The 13778-nt window shown below is 72.2% G+C and carries 10 protein-coding genes and 1 pseudogene; 6 read left to right on the top strand and 5 right to left on the bottom strand.

The annotated features are described in order from the left end of the window. Positions 1–57: 57 nt before the first annotated feature. The 4 genes from OHN19_RS43245 to OHN19_RS43230 form a co-directional block, all read right to left on the bottom strand. Positions 58–1191 (bottom strand): FAD-dependent monooxygenase, encoded by a 1134-nt coding sequence (locus OHN19_RS43245; RefSeq protein WP_330269483.1) that lies wholly within the window; start codon positions 1189–1191, stop codon positions 58–60. A gap of 103 nt (positions 1192–1294) precedes the next feature. Beyond that, positions 1295–3475 (bottom strand): MMPL family transporter, encoded by a 2181-nt coding sequence (locus tag OHN19_RS43240; RefSeq protein ID WP_330269482.1) that lies wholly within the window; start codon positions 3473–3475, stop codon positions 1295–1297. Positions 3476–3774: 299 nt separating this feature from the next. Then, entirely contained in the window at positions 3775–4854 is a 1080-nt protein-coding gene (locus OHN19_RS43235; protein ID WP_330269481.1) for an ABC transporter permease, read from the bottom strand. Positions 4855–5238: 384 nt separating this feature from the next. Then, the gene (locus tag OHN19_RS43230; protein ID WP_330269480.1) at positions 5239–6351 is read right to left on the bottom strand and encodes an NAD(P)-dependent oxidoreductase; all 1113 of its coding nucleotides are present in this window, start codon (positions 6349–6351) and stop codon (positions 5239–5241) included. A 430-nt stretch (positions 6352–6781) separates the two neighbouring features. Here OHN19_RS43230 and OHN19_RS43225 point away from each other — a divergent pair, with 430 nt between their 5' ends. From OHN19_RS43225 to OHN19_RS43210, 4 genes are read left to right on the top strand one after another with little or no spacing between them, the layout of a single operon-like run. Next, on the top strand, positions 6782–7348 hold the full coding sequence (locus OHN19_RS43225; protein WP_330269479.1) for an ATP-binding protein: 567 nt from the start codon (positions 6782–6784) through the stop codon (positions 7346–7348). Next, positions 7287–7742 carry a helix-turn-helix transcriptional regulator gene (locus tag OHN19_RS43220; RefSeq protein ID WP_330269478.1) on the top strand — a complete coding sequence of 152 codons (456 nt, stop codon included), beginning with the start codon at positions 7287–7289 and terminating at the stop codon, positions 7740–7742. Before OHN19_RS43225 ends, OHN19_RS43220 begins: the two co-directional genes overlap by 62 nt. A 37-nt stretch (positions 7743–7779) precedes the next feature. Further along, entirely contained in the window at positions 7780–8886 is a 1107-nt protein-coding gene (locus OHN19_RS43215) for an alpha/beta hydrolase family protein (RefSeq protein ID WP_330269477.1), read from the top strand. A 47-nt stretch (positions 8887–8933) separates the two neighbouring features. Further along, on the top strand, positions 8934–11768 hold the full coding sequence (locus tag OHN19_RS43210) for a helix-turn-helix transcriptional regulator (protein ID WP_330269476.1): 2835 nt from the start codon (positions 8934–8936) through the stop codon (positions 11766–11768). 28 nt (positions 11769–11796) lie between these two features. Here the strand turns inward: OHN19_RS43210 and OHN19_RS43205 are convergent, their stop codons facing one another. Further along, a complete protein-coding gene (locus OHN19_RS43205; protein ID WP_330269475.1) occupies positions 11797–12435 on the bottom strand; it encodes a LysE family translocator in 639 nt (212 codons plus the stop codon). 320 nt (positions 12436–12755) lie between these two features. Between OHN19_RS43205 and OHN19_RS43200 the strand changes: the two are divergent. Then, positions 12756–12890 (top strand): annotated as a pseudogene (locus OHN19_RS43200) (tautomerase family protein); the annotation flags it as partial. Positions 12891–13013: 123 nt separating this feature from the next. Beyond that, positions 13014–13757, top strand: coding sequence for an SDR family NAD(P)-dependent oxidoreductase (locus OHN19_RS43195; protein ID WP_330269474.1), 744 nt, complete (start codon positions 13014–13016; stop codon positions 13755–13757). Positions 13758–13778 lie beyond the last annotated feature (21 nt).

The following is a 13778-nucleotide window of genomic DNA, read 5'->3' as shown; positions in this document are numbered from 1 at the left end:
CACAGACGAGTGTCCCGGAGCCCTTTCCAGGGCTCCGGGACACTCGTCTGTGGGGCGTCAAAGCGCCCGGCGGCCCCGGTGCGGTGGCGGATACCAGGCCATGATCGGCTCCAGGGAATTCTGGAAGGCGTCGTCGGGTGCCGCGCGCAGTACCCGGTCACGCAGGGCCACGGCGGTGCGTGAGGACCACTGGGCCATCCTGCCGACGCGCCGGGAGCGGCGTGCCACCAGCTGGGTGCGGGAGCGGCGCTGCATGTCGTAGACGAGCAGGCCGTCGCGGGCCGCGGCGCAGTCCGCGAGCACCACGGCGTCCTCCAGCGCCTGACAGGCGCCCTGACCGAGGTTGGGAGTCATGGCGTGCGCCGCGTCACCGACGAGCGCGACACGGCCACGGACGTACGAGCGCAGGGGCGGCAGTTCGTGGATGTCGTGGTGCAGTACGGCGTCCTCGTCGGTGGCCTCCAGCAGCGCCGGGATCGGGTCGTGCCAGTGCCCGAACCGCCGTCGCAGCTCGTCGAGTCCGATGCGGGGGCCGTTGCGGGGTGCGGTGACCGTGGCGAAGCAGTACACCCGCCCGTCGTGCAGGGAGGCGTAGCCGAACCGTTCGCCGCGGCCCCAGGACTCGCCGCCCTCGTCGACGTCCACCGGTCGCGTCAGCATGCGGCAGGTGGTGTAGCCCGCGTACCTCGGGCCCGGTGCCTCGGGCCACAGGGTGCGCCGTACGACGCTGCCGATGCCGTCCGCGCCGACGACCAGGTCCGCGGTGGAGGTTCCCTCGGAGTGCAGGACCCGGCCGTCCGGACCGGCCCGGCAGACCTCGACGCCGGTGCGCAGGACGCCGGCGGGGAGGGCGGCGGCGAGGGTGTCCAGCAGCGCCGCCCGGTGGATCATGACAGCGGTGCCGTGCGGGTTCCTCCGCGCCGCGCCGTCCATCCGGGACAGCCAGCGGCCGTCGCGCGTGCGTAGTCCCGTGCGGGACTCGGGCAGGGCCTGGGCCCGGATCCGCTCGTCCAGTCCGAGCGCGGTCAGGGCGCGCAGCGCGTTGGGCCACAGGGACAGTCCGGCGCCGACTTCGGTGAGCCGAGGGGCGCGTTCGAGGACTTCGACGCGCCAGCCCCGGTCCAGCAGGGCGAGGGCGGTGGCGAGTCCACCGATTCCCGCGCCCACGACGGTTGCCTTGCGTTCGGTCATGGTCGTCTCCTTCTCCGTGCTCCGAGCACGATCTTTTTTTGGGGGGCCGGCGGCCCGGCGCCCTGTGCGGGGGCCGGGCCGCCGGCTGAGGTCGGCGAGGAGGTCACCCGACGGGTGCGAAGTCCTCGTCGGTGGGCTCGCCTGCCCGGTCGGGGCCGACGGGCGGCCGGCCCTGACGTGGCTCGGCCTTCGGACCGTGCCCGCCGCCTTCCAGGTCGATGTGCGGCAGGACGCGGTCCAGCCAGCGGGGCAGTCGCCACGACGCGTCGCCCATGAGCTTCATCAGCGCGGGCACCAGGACCAGGCGGATGACGAAGGCGTCCAGGGCCACGGCCAGGGACAGGCCCAGACCGAACATCTTGATGATCGGGTCGTCGCCGATCACGAAGCAGCCGAAGACGGTGACCATGATGATCGCCGCGGCGCTGACGACCCGTCCCGTGTGCGCGACGCCCTCGACGACGGAGGCCGCCGCGTCCTTGGTCCGCGCGTACTCCTCGCGGATCCGGCTGACGACGAAGACCTCGTAGTCCATCGACAGACCGAAGAGGATGGCGAAGAGCATCATCGGCACGAAGCTGATGATCGGTACGGTTCCGTCCAGCCCGATGAGCTTGCTGCCGTGCCCGTTCTGGAAGACGGTCACCACCGCTCCGTAGGACGCGAAGACCGACAGCACGTTCAGGACGGCCGCCTTCACGGGCACCCAGACCGAGCGGAAAGCGAAGACCAGGAGCAGCAGGGAGATGCCGACCACCGCGCCGATGAACAGCACGAGGCGTTCGCTGATGCGCTCGGCCATGTCGATGTTGGCCGCGGTCGGCCCGGTGACGTGGGCCTGGCCGTGGGCGCCGTCGAGAAGGCCCGGCAGGACGTCGTCGCGGATGCGGTCGACCAGTTCGGAGGTGGCCTCGTCCTGAGGTGAGGTCTTGGGCACCGCCGTGACGATGGCGGTCGTGCCCTTCTGGTTGGGAACGGGCGTACCGACCGTGGCGATGCCCGCGTCCTGCCGGAGTGCCTCGACGACGTCCGTTCCCGTGCTCTTGAGCGAGCCCTGGTCGGGTGTGCTGAGCGAGATGGTCAGCGGTCCGTTGAACCCGGGTCCGAAAGCCTCGGCCAGGTGGTCGTAGGCGATCCGCTGGGTGGTGTTCTCGTTCTTCGTGCCGTTGTCCGGCTGGCCCAGGCGCATGTCCAGGGCCGGGACGGCGAGCAGGCCCATCAGGACCAGGCAGGCCGCGACCGCCGTCTTGGGGCGCCGGGTGACCGCGGTGGCCCAGCGGCGCCAGAAGGCGCTGCCGTGGGGTGCCGGGCGGACGGTGAGCACCCGCAGTTTGTTGATGCGGTGGCCGACCAGTCCCAGCAGGGCGGGCAGCAGGGTGATGGCGGCGAGCACCATCACGGTCACCACCATGGCCGAGGCGTAGCCGAAGGACCCCACATAGGGGATGCCGACGATCTGGAGGCCCATCAGCGCGATCACGACCGTGAAGCCGGCGAAGATCAGCGCTTGTCCCGCGGTGGCCAGGGACTGCCCCGCGGACTCCTCGGGGTCCATGCCGTTGTCGAGGTTGGTGCGATGCCGGGTGACGAGGAACAGGGCGTAGTCGATCCCGACGCCCAGCCCGATCATGGTGGCGACGGTGGGGGCGGCCGAGCCGATGGTGGTCAGCTGCGACAGGATGATGTTGCCGCCGGTGCCCAGGGCCAGGCCCAGCAGAGCGGTGAGGATGGGCAGCCCCATGGCGACGAAGGTGCCGAACGAGACCAGCAGGATGACCATCGCGGCCACCAGTCCGATCAGCTCGGACATCGACTCCTCCTTGGTGGAGTTGTCCACCAGGGCGCCCTCGTAGGAGAGTTCGACCCCCGCGTGCTCGGCGGCTGCGTTCGCCTTCTCGAGAGCCGCGAAGTCCTTCTCCCCGAGCTCGTCGATGGGGACTCCGTAGGTGACCGTCGTGTGGGCGGTCCTGCCGTCGTCGGAGAGCGCGCCGCTTGCGGGAGCCAGCGGGTCGGGTGCGGCCACGACGTGGTCGAGCGACTGTGCCCTGTGGCTGGCCTCGGCGACGGCGGCGCGCCGCTCGGGCTGGTCGAGGCGGCCCTCCTGCGAGTGGTAGACCACGATCACGGAGGTCCCGGACGCCTCGGGGAACTCCTTTTCCAGGACTTCCTGGGCGCGCGTGGAGTCGCTGCCGGGAACCTTGAACTGGTCGATGTAGTCGGACCCTCCGCTCGCGCCGGCGATGCCGAAGACGGCGCAGATCACCAGCAGCCAGCCTGACAGCACGCGCCATGGGTGCCGTGCGCTGGAGCGTCCGAGTCGATGGAGCAGCGATGACATGGTCTTGACCTCGGGAGTCGGGGGCAACTGACCTGTCCAGCGAACGCCACGCCGAGGGACCCCAGCATGAGGGAGCGCCCCCTAGGGGCACCCCAGCATTTGGGTGCCGGGGGGACCCGCTGCTTGGGGGCAGGGACTGACGGCGCCTGGGGGCGCGGACCGGCGGCGCCCGCGTGCCTGCCGAGCCGGACAGCGATGTGCCCGCGTCCGGTCGGGACGCGGGCACACAGGACGGTACGGAACACTCAGGCCGCGGCGGTGAGGCGCTGGGCCCGTCCGGCCCGGGCGCCGGCCACCACCAGCAGGGTGAGTCCGAGAGCGGTCCAGGCCAGGAGTACGGCGAGGGGGCCGCCGGCTCCGGCGCCGTCGAAGAAGCTCGACGACCGCAGCAGCGAGGCTCCGGCGCCGGGCGGCAGCAACTGGCCCAGGGCGCCCCAGGGTTCGGGCAGCATCTCGGGCGCCGTGGAGACTCCGGACAGCGGATTGCCCAGCAGCAGGATGGTGACCAGGGCGAGTCCGATGCCCCGGTGCCCCAGCGCCGTGCCCAGTCCCGCCACGGTGACGGTGATGGTGAACACGACCAGTCCCACCGCCGACGCTTCGGCCAGGTAGTTCCCGTCGAGCGCGCCGATCCAGCCATGCACGACCGCGGTGGTGCACAGACCCGCCGCCACGGCGAACGTCGCGGCCGCCACCAGCCGGTTGCGCAGCCCCGAGACCTTCAGGGTGATGAGGACACCGCCGATCAAGCCGGTGAGCACCAGTGGCAGCAGCGAGGAGGCGAAGCCGGCACCGCGCGGGTCCTTCTCAGGGGCGGCACGCACATCCTCGACAGCCACCGGCTTGCCGCTCTGCTCCTCGATCTCGCCGGCGAGTTGGGTGAAGGCGGCGGCCACCGCCGCGCTAGCGGCGGAGGAGACCAGCACCTTGGGGCCGGCCGGGTCGGCGACGATCGCCGCATACGCGTCGCGGTCCTCGATGGCCTGACGGGCAGCCTTCTCGTCGTCCACCGTCGACGTGTCGAACGCGCCGGGCTCGGCCTGGGCCATGTGGCCCTCCACGGCCGCCACCGCCTGCCCCGGTCCCGCCAGCACCACCGGCACGTCATGGGGGCCCGACCGGGCGTTGGGCCAGGCGAAGGCGATGACGACCACGAGCTGGACGACGGCGAGTGCGCAGGCCAGTACGACGGCGAGCCTCAGGCCGGAGGGCCCGTGCCCGGCGCGCCCGCCCGCGGCTCCTGGGGCCTCCGCGGCGTCGTCGGCGGGGCCGGGCTCCGGCCCGGGGGCGCCGCCGTCCGTCGAAAGGCGAGCGTAGGAAGACATGGTTCCTCCAGAGGTGGGCTTGCTCCGCGGTGCGGAGAGGCTGTGTGGATCGGGGAGTGGCAGATGAGGGGGCGGGTGCCGCGGGACGCTGCTCCGACCCACGCGGCACCCGCTGGAACCAGCACACCGTCTGGGGGCGCACGCTGCGTCGGGGCGGAACCCCAAGCTTTGGGCGGCGCCCCCTAGGCCTCGGGGCGGGGCGGGGCGGGGCGTGGGGGCCGGTTGGGCCACCCGGAGCGGTTGAGCCACCGGGACCGGGCGCGCCACGGAGATTCAGCGCGCCACGGAGACCGGGCGAGCCATGGAGACCGGGCGTGGCCACGGAGACCGGGCGTGCCACGGAGACCGGCCGATGCACCCCCGTCCGATCAGGTGCGCCGGGAGTCAGTAGTTCTCGATGGAGGGAGCCCAGGCTTCCGGCGGCAAGGGGTGGACACCGGGCGCGTGGCCTGCTGCCCCGGAACTCGCCCAGCCGACGGCGCAGAGCATCAACGCGGAGGTCAGGTCGAAGGAGTTGAGGCTGTCGCCGTCCCCGGCTGCGAGGTTGACGAGGTGGCCGCCGGACAGGAGCAGGATCTCGCCGGCGAAGGGCCGGTGGCTGGTGACGTGGGGCAGCACCTCGGTGCCCGGGCCCAGCACGTCGAGCGCGATCTCGTTGGCGCAGTGTCCGGCGTTGAGGACGAAGCACTCGCTCGTCAGCAGGGCGAGCACGCTCTCGGAGATGACGCGTTCCCGGCCGGTGGCGGTCACCAGGACGTCCGCCCGTGCCGCCAGGACGGCGAGGGTGCCGGTCTCGTATCCCTCGTACTCGGCGATCAGACGCCGCTCGGCGGACTCCTCGGCGACGAGCACGCGCGCGCCCAGGGAAGCGGCGGCACGCGCGAGTCCGGAACCGACCTCGCCGTAGCCGACGACGACCACGACGCTGCCGTGCAGGGTGAGGTTGGTGCGGCTCATGAACGCCTGCCAGGTGCTGATGCCCACCGCGTACCGGTTGTGGACGTTGTTCTTCAGCGGCACGCGATCCAGGTCGAACACGGGATGCGGCAGGTCCAGTCCCCGCAGTCGGGCGATGCCGGAGCGGGTCACCTCGATGGCCGCCGCGAGCCGGCCGTAACCGCGCGCCACCGCCGCCGCGGTGAGGTCGGCGCCCATTTCGAGGGTGTGGGTCGGGCTCCAGTCCAGACACGCCTCGACGGGCGGGACGCCGGCGTCGGCCGCGTCGAACACCCGCATCCGGCTGTTCACGTACGCGGCCACATCGGCCCTGGTGGTGACCGGGTTCACCGGCGTGACGGCGACCTCGGCGCCGGCCTCCGCGAAGGCCTCCAGGAAGACGGCGGCCTTGATGTCGAGGTGGACCGCCGCGGCGAGCCGCATGCCGGTCAGGTCGGGAAGCTGTGCGGCGGTGGCGGCGGTGAGCCACATCTGCCGTCGGCTCCAGGCAAGCCGCTGGGGCAGGGGAACGCTCTGCCATGCTGAGGGGTGTGTGGCCATCGGGGTGCTCCTGAGGGGCGCGGAGGTGCAGACGGCCGCGGGCGTGGGGGCCTGGGAGTATCCGGACCGGGGCGGCTGCCGTCCGTCGTCGCCTCCAACGTAGGGGCGTGGGCGCGGAGGCGGTTCAGCAACTCTTACTCAACCTGCCGGCCGGCTGTGCGAGGCGGCAGGGGGCGTCGACCGGGGGTGCGCGAACTGCGCCCGCCTCGATCGTCGACCGATCGGACGGTGTCATGGACGCCCGGGCACGGACCGACCGACCCTGTCGCCCCCTGGATTCGCAGTTCGGTCCGCGTCGCCGACTGCTGTATCGAGCAACCGTCGGCTGGTCCGCCCCTTCGCCCCGCTCCGCGGCTTCGGCCCGGCAGGTCGGCGCACATCGCCGTCCCATCCACCCCCGCCAGAACCGGATCAGGCGCAGAATGAGGGAATGCCAGGTGTTCTCCTTGAGCGTGACGCGGAGCTGGAGCGGCTGCGGGCCGCCGTGGCAGGGGTGGGCTCGGGTGACGGCGGACCGGTGCAGGTGCTGGGATCCGCGGGGCTCGGAAAGACACGGCTGCTGACGGCGGCGGGCGCGCTGGCCCAGGAGGCCGGGCTACGCGTGCTGTCGGCACGGGGTTCCGAACTGGAGCGCGAATACGCCTTCGGTCTCGTCCGCCAGTTGTTCGACCGGCTGCTGCTGACGGCCCCGGACGCCGAACGTGAGCGCTGGCTGTCCGGGCCGGCCGCGACAGCGGGGGCGGCTTTGGGATACGGAGGTTCCCTTACGACCCCGCCGGGCGAGTTCGCCCTCCTGAACTCACTGTTCTGGCTGGCGTCGAACATCGCCCAGGACCAGCCGCTGGCTCTGCTCGTGGACGATCTGCACTGGGCGGACGAATCTTCCCTGCGCTTCCTGCTGTACCTGATGCCGCGGGGCCCTGCGCGTCGCCGGTGTGGTCGCGCCCCGCGCCGAGAGCGCCACGCTGCTGCGCGAGGCCGTGGACCTGCTGCGTGACACCCCTGCCCGCCTGGAGTACGCCCGGGCCCTGATCGATCTCGGGGCCGAGGCACGCCGCGGCAACTCCCGTGCCGAGGCACGCGAACACCTCGCGCAGGGGCTCGACCTCGCACACCGCTGCGGTGCCGCCCCGCTCGCCGAACGCGCCCGGCACGAGCTGCGGGCTGCCGGGGCCCGCCCGCGCACCTCCGCGGTCACCGGGCCGGAGTCCCTCACCCCGAGCGAGGCCAGGGTCGCCGAGCTGGCCACTCGAGGGCTGACCAACCGTCAGATCGCACAGGAGCTGTTCGTCACGCCCAAGACGGTGGAGGTTCATCTGTCGGCGGCGTACCGCAAGCTCGGCATCAACCGGCGCAGCCAACTGGCGGCGTCCGGACTTCCGGCCGGCTGACGGCCGTACGCAATCAGGCACGGCTTCGAGGAGCGACATGCCCGCCAATCCCTACGACCCCTTCGCCCGCGGCCCGGCCCCCACCGGCGTGACCACCGCCCACCTCGTCGACGCGTCACGCGAACGCCCGCTGTCCATCGAGCTCTGGTACCCCGCGGCGGCCGGCCACCGCGGACAGGACATCGACGAGCGGACAGCGGACCGCTACGTCGCCGCCCCGGGGCTGCCGCCGGCCACCCAGCACGCCGTACGGGACGCCGCCGCTGCCCGTGGCCGCTTCCCGCTCGTGGTGTACTGCCACGGTGCCTGGGGGCACCGCCGCAACGCCTCCCACCTGTGCACCCACCTGGCCGCACACGGTTACGTCGTGGCGGCCCCCGACTTCGCGGGGGACACGGCCGAGGACCTCCAAAACGCCGTGGCCGACGCCGGCGACGCGGAACTGGACTTCGGCGCGGGCCTGCCGAAGACCCTGTACGACCGCCGCGCCGACGTGCGCTTCCTCCTCGACAGCCTGCTGAAAGGGGCAGGGCCGGCGCAGGTGGCGGCCCTCGTCGACCCGGAGCGGATCGGCATCTGCGGGATCTCCCTGGGCGGGTGGACCGCCCTGAAGGTCATCGAGGAGGAGGACCGCATCGGCGCCGTCCTCGCGGTGGCTGTCCCTACCGGCAGCCGCGGCCGCCTTCCCCAGTCACCGCTGCTCGGCTCCCTGCTCAGCCCGGCGGCCTGGCGCAGACCGGTGCCCGTCCTCCTCCTGGCGGGCGCGCAGGACGCCGTCATCGCCGTCGACGATCTACATGACCTGTACGGACACCTCGCCGCCCCCAAACGGTTCGCCGCGCTCCGGGGCGCCGGACACTCCCACTTCAACGACGGCGCCGAGACGGCGCACGACGCGGCACGGGAGATGTGGCTCAGTGGGCAGATGAAGATCGCGGGCATGGACGTGGTGGCCCTGGCCGAGGCGTCCCGGCCCTTCGCGGAACTGTGCCCGGCCGAGCACGGCGGCGACACCCTGCGCGCGCTGTGCACCAGCCACATGGACGGGCACCTCAAGGGCGACGCCGACGCCCGGCGATTCCTGACCGACGACCTGACGGGGTCGTTCCGAGCCCGCGGGATCGCCCTCGACGTCCGGGAATGATCACCCCGGGCCCTGTCCGGCAGGACTCCCCCGCCCATAATGAGAGCATGACCGCCGACCTGCTGGACCGCGACGAGGACGTGGCGCTGCTGCGGCAGGGCGTGAGCGACGCGCTCAGCGGCTCGCACGGGTTTCTCGCGATCTCGGCACCGGCAGGGCTGGGCAAGAGCAGGCTCCTGAAGGAGGCCGGGACCCTGGCGCGCGAGGCCGGCCTGCGCGTGCTGTCGGCCCGGGGATCGGAACTGGAACGCGAGTACTCACTGGGACTCGTCCAACAGCTCTACGAGCCGCTGCTGCACTCCTGCGACCCGGCCGACCGGGACCGGTGGCTGGCCGACGCGGCCCGGCCCGCCGGATCCGTGCTCGGCGTGTCCGGCACCGATGCGGAGACCGTGCGGGGTGAATTCGCCGTGCTGCACGGACTGTTCTGGCTCACCTCGAACCTGTGCCAGGACGGCCCGCTCGCCCTGGTCGTCGACGACCTGCACTGGGGCGACGAGGCATCGCTCCGGTTCCTCGCCTATCTGTTGCCGCGCCTGCCGGACCTGCGGCTCCTGCTCGTCGTGGCCCTGCGTCCCGGTGAGCCGGGCGCCGCCGAGCACTTGATCGACCTGCTGCTGGCCGACCAGGAATGCACTCTCCTGCACCCCACGCCCCTGGGCCCCGAAGCATCCGGTCTCGCCCTCACCTCCTGGTTCGGAGAAACACCGGACGCGGCCTTCGCCGCCGCCTGCCACGAGGCCACCGGAGGCAACCCGCTGCTGCTGAGGGAGCTCTCCCGGGCCCTGGTAGCCGAGGGACTCTCACCGGCGCGGGGCAGCGTGCCCCAGGTCGAGCACCTGGGCTCCCGGGCCCTGCAACGCCGGGTCGCCCGCGAGATCGGCCGCCTCCAGCCGGACGCGGTACGCCTCGCCCAGGCCGTGGCCGTACTCGGCCCCCGCGCACACCCGGCCCACGCCGCCTCGCTCGCCGGTCTCGACCCGGCACTCCTCGGCCACCACCTGGCCGACCTGCACAGCGCACACCTGCTGACGGCCCCGCAACACGGCGAACCCGGCGACCACCTCGACTTCGTCCACCCCCTGGTCCGCGCCACCGTGCACCGCGGCACCCCGCTCAGCCGGCGCGCCGACCTCCATGCTCGGGCCGCCGCTCTGCTGACCGCGTCGGGCGCCCGGCCCGAACTGGCCGCCGAACACCTCCTCCACGTGCCTCCCGCGCACGACGCCGACACCGTCACCGCCCTGCGCGACGCCGCCCGCCATGCCCTCGGCAGCGGAGCCGCCGAAGCGGCACTGACGTATCTGCGCAGGGCCCTGGAGGAGCCCCCGCCCCGGCAGGAACGCATCACCGTGCTCACCGAAGCGGGCACCGCCGCCTTCCTCACCGACCTGCCCGCCGCCAAGCGCTACCTGGACGAGGCGGCGGACCTCGCCGTGGATCCGCGCACCCGCGGAGGGCTGGCCACGATCCGCGAACTCGTCTACCTGCTGGGGATGCAGGACCCCGACCACACCGTCACCGGTGTGCGCGACGTCCTGGAGAGCCTCCCGGCCGAGGAGGACGACCTGCGCCGGACGCTGGAGGCCCTCCTCCTTGCCGTACCCCTGGTCACCCCCGGCTGGACGGACCTGCTGCGGCAGCTGCCCCGGCTCAGGGCGCTGGCCCCCAGCGGGACCATGGGAGCACTGGCCCTCGACGGCATGATCGCCATCTGCGACGCCTACGCGGGCGACCCCCGCTGCGTGGAGACCTCCCGCCGTGTCGTCGCGGACCCGCGCGTGCGCCAGGCGGCCGCCGACGGCGGTTTCCTCTTCATGAACGCGGCCTTCCCGCTGGTGGTGCACGACCCGGACAAGGGGGTGGCCGCGTGCGAGACCCTGGTCGCGGGCGCCCGCGCCACCGGTTCGCTGCTGTCCCTGTCAGCCCTGCAGGGGTTCAGGGGTTTCGCCTGGCTTCAGCGCGGCGACCTCGCCGAGGCCGCCGGCGACCTGGAGGAGGCACTGGGCCTGGCGACGACGGCCCACACCCCGGTCCAGCAGTACGCCCTCACCGCGTGGCTCGCCGAGACCCTGCTCGAACAGGGCCTGGCCGCACGGGCGGAAGCCGTCGTGGAACAGGCACTCCAGCCTTCCCAGAACAGGGAGAACCGGGCCTACGGCTTCCTGCTGTACGCCCACGCCTGCGTCCTGCACGGGGCCGGCAGCCACGAGGCGGCGCTCAAGGCGGCCCTCGACGCCGGCGCGGACTTCACCGGGAGCGGCGGACACAACCCGGCCATCCTCCCGTGGCAAACCCTCGCCGCGCTGTGCCTGCACGCCCTCGGCCGTACCGACGAAGGCCTCGACCACGCCCGCCGAGAACTCGACGCGGCCCGCCGGTGGGCCTCCCCACGGGCCGAGGGCAGAGCCCTGCGGACGGTCGGCCTGCTCACCCCGGGCTCCGACGGCATCGGCGTGCTCACAGAGGCGGAGCGCCTCCTGCGCCCGTCCTCGGCCCGACTCGAACACGCCAAGACACTGGTGGGACTCGGGGCCGCCGTCCGCCGGTCCAACCAGCGTTCACAGGCCCGCACCCTCCTCGGCGAGGGGATGGAACTGGCACACCGTTGCGGCGCCCGGCTCCTGGTCGACCATGCCCGTACCGAGCTGCGCGCCGCCGGCGCACGTCCTCGCACGCCCCGCCAGACCGGCCCCGAGGCGCTCACGCCCAGCGAGACCAGGGCTGCGCGCATGGCGGCGACAGGGCTGACCAACCGGCAGATCGCCCAGCAGTTGTTCGTGACGACGAAGACGGTCGAGGTACATCTCTCCGCGGTGTACCGGAAGCTGGACATCAGCCATCGCAGCCAACTCGCGACCGCCCTGGCGGACACCTCCTGAGATCGGCTCGTCCGCGTGCGGGTGCCGGTCAGTCCGTGTGTCCGGTCGCGGCCACGGTGACGCCCAGTCCGATCATCGTGAGCCCGCCGACGCCGCCGATGGCCGCGAGGCGCCGCGGCGAGCGGGCGAACCACTCCCGGGCCGTCGCCGCCGTCAGCCCCCACAGGCTGTCGAAGACGAGCGCCATGACGTTGAAGACGAGGCCGAGCAGCAGTATCTGCGTCACGGCGTTCCCCCGGTCACGGTCGACGAACTGCGGGAGAACGGCGGCGAAGAAGACGATCGTCTTGGGGTTCGACACCCCGACGACGAACCCCTCCCAGAGGGTGACCAGCCCGCCGCGGCCGGCCTGGGGACTGTCGAAAGCAGCGCGCATCGACCGTCGTGTGCGCAGCGCTTTCACTCCCAGGTACACGATATAGGCGGCACCGGCCAGTTTCAGCGACATGAACAGCACGGCCGACCGCTCCACGATCGATCCGATCCCGCAGGCCACGGCCCCGACCAGGACGTACGCCCCGAGGGTGTTGCCCACGACGGTGGTCAGCGCGGCGCGCCGGCCCTGAGCGAGAGCGCGCCCGATCACGAAGAGCACGCTGGGGCCGGGGATCACGATGAGGAGGAAGGACATGGCCGTGAAGGCGAGGAGACGATCCGTGGGAACCATACGGTCACGGAACACGTCGGCCGCGGCCGGCTCAATACCTCGAAGCGAGGACGAGTAGTCGTTACTCACCGGCGGTCAGGAGGCGACAGCCCCGCCTGCCCGCTGTCACTGGACACCCTTTGACTTGATCTTCAAACTGCGCGGTGAGGCTTCGGGGGCGTGAAGCTCGGCGACCGGTTCGCGGTAGTCGTTGCGCCAGGTGTCGTGCTGAACGGCGAGGACGGCCTCGCCCAGTAGTGGGCGGTGAGTGGTGCGAGGTCCTGCTGGGTGAACGCACGGATGGGCATGGAGGTGTGCCACTCAGGTTGAAGGTGTCAGCCACCGAGCTGTACGTGGAGATCTACGGTGAGCGCGCCCGGCCCACCACCGTCGTGCTCGTCGACGAGGTCGTCGACGGCGGCTGGGGCGTCGCCGGCAACGTCCTGACCGCTGCCATGCTCAACGGCGACGCCTGACGTCGTCCATCGGCGTGGGGCCCGAGCGACGTGATGATTGCCTGATCATCCGTCGGCGCTGTACCGCAGTGTGATGCCGCTCACATCGCGTCACGGGCGCGACGGGAGCGGTGTCTTGTGGGCATGACCGACACGAAGCAGTCCACAGTCCTGATCACCGGCGCCAACAAGGGTCTGGGCCACGAGGCCGCCCGTCGCCTCGGGGAGCTGGGATGGAAGGTGTTCCTCGGCTCCCGGGATGAGGTTCGCGGCCGCGCGGCCGCCGAGAAGCTGGCCGCCGACGGCATCGATGTCGTCCTGGTCCCGCTGGACGTCACCTCGGAGGAGTCCGTGACGGCCGCCGAGGAACTCGTGCGCGCGCACACCGACCGGCTGGATGTCCTGATCAACAATGCCGGGGCGCCGGGCCACGCGATCCACCCCGGCCAGGCGACGGTCGCGGAGGTCCACGCCGTTTACGACACCAACGTCTACGGCCCGATCCGCGTCACCCATGCGTTCCTGCCACTGTTGCAGGCCGCCGACCACCCCCGGGTGGTGATGGTGTCCAGCGCCGTCGGCGCGTTCTCGGTGGTGACCGACCCAGAGCAGCCGGTGTCGAAGATGCACGAACTCGCCTACAGCTCCTCCAAGGCGGCGCTGAACATGCTGACCGTCCGCTACGCGCAGGCGTTCCCCGCCATCAAGTTCAACGCCGCCACCCCCGGAGAAGTAGTGAACCGCACCTTCGCGGCCACCGACATGAACAACAACACGGGCCAGTTGACCGTCACCGAAGGCACCGACTCGATCGTTCGCCTGGCGCTGCTGGACGCCGACGGCCCGAGCGGGACCTTCACAGACCGGCTCGGCCCCATCGAGTGGTGATCCTCCGGCCGGCGGCGGGGA

It is taken from the genome of Streptomyces griseorubiginosus (assembly GCF_036345115.1).
GTDB classification, from domain to species: Bacteria; Actinomycetota; Actinomycetes; order Streptomycetales; family Streptomycetaceae; genus Streptomyces; species Streptomyces griseorubiginosus_C.
The sequence above is the reverse complement of the archived record's forward strand: the minus strand, read 5'-3'. Positions and strand labels throughout refer to the sequence as shown.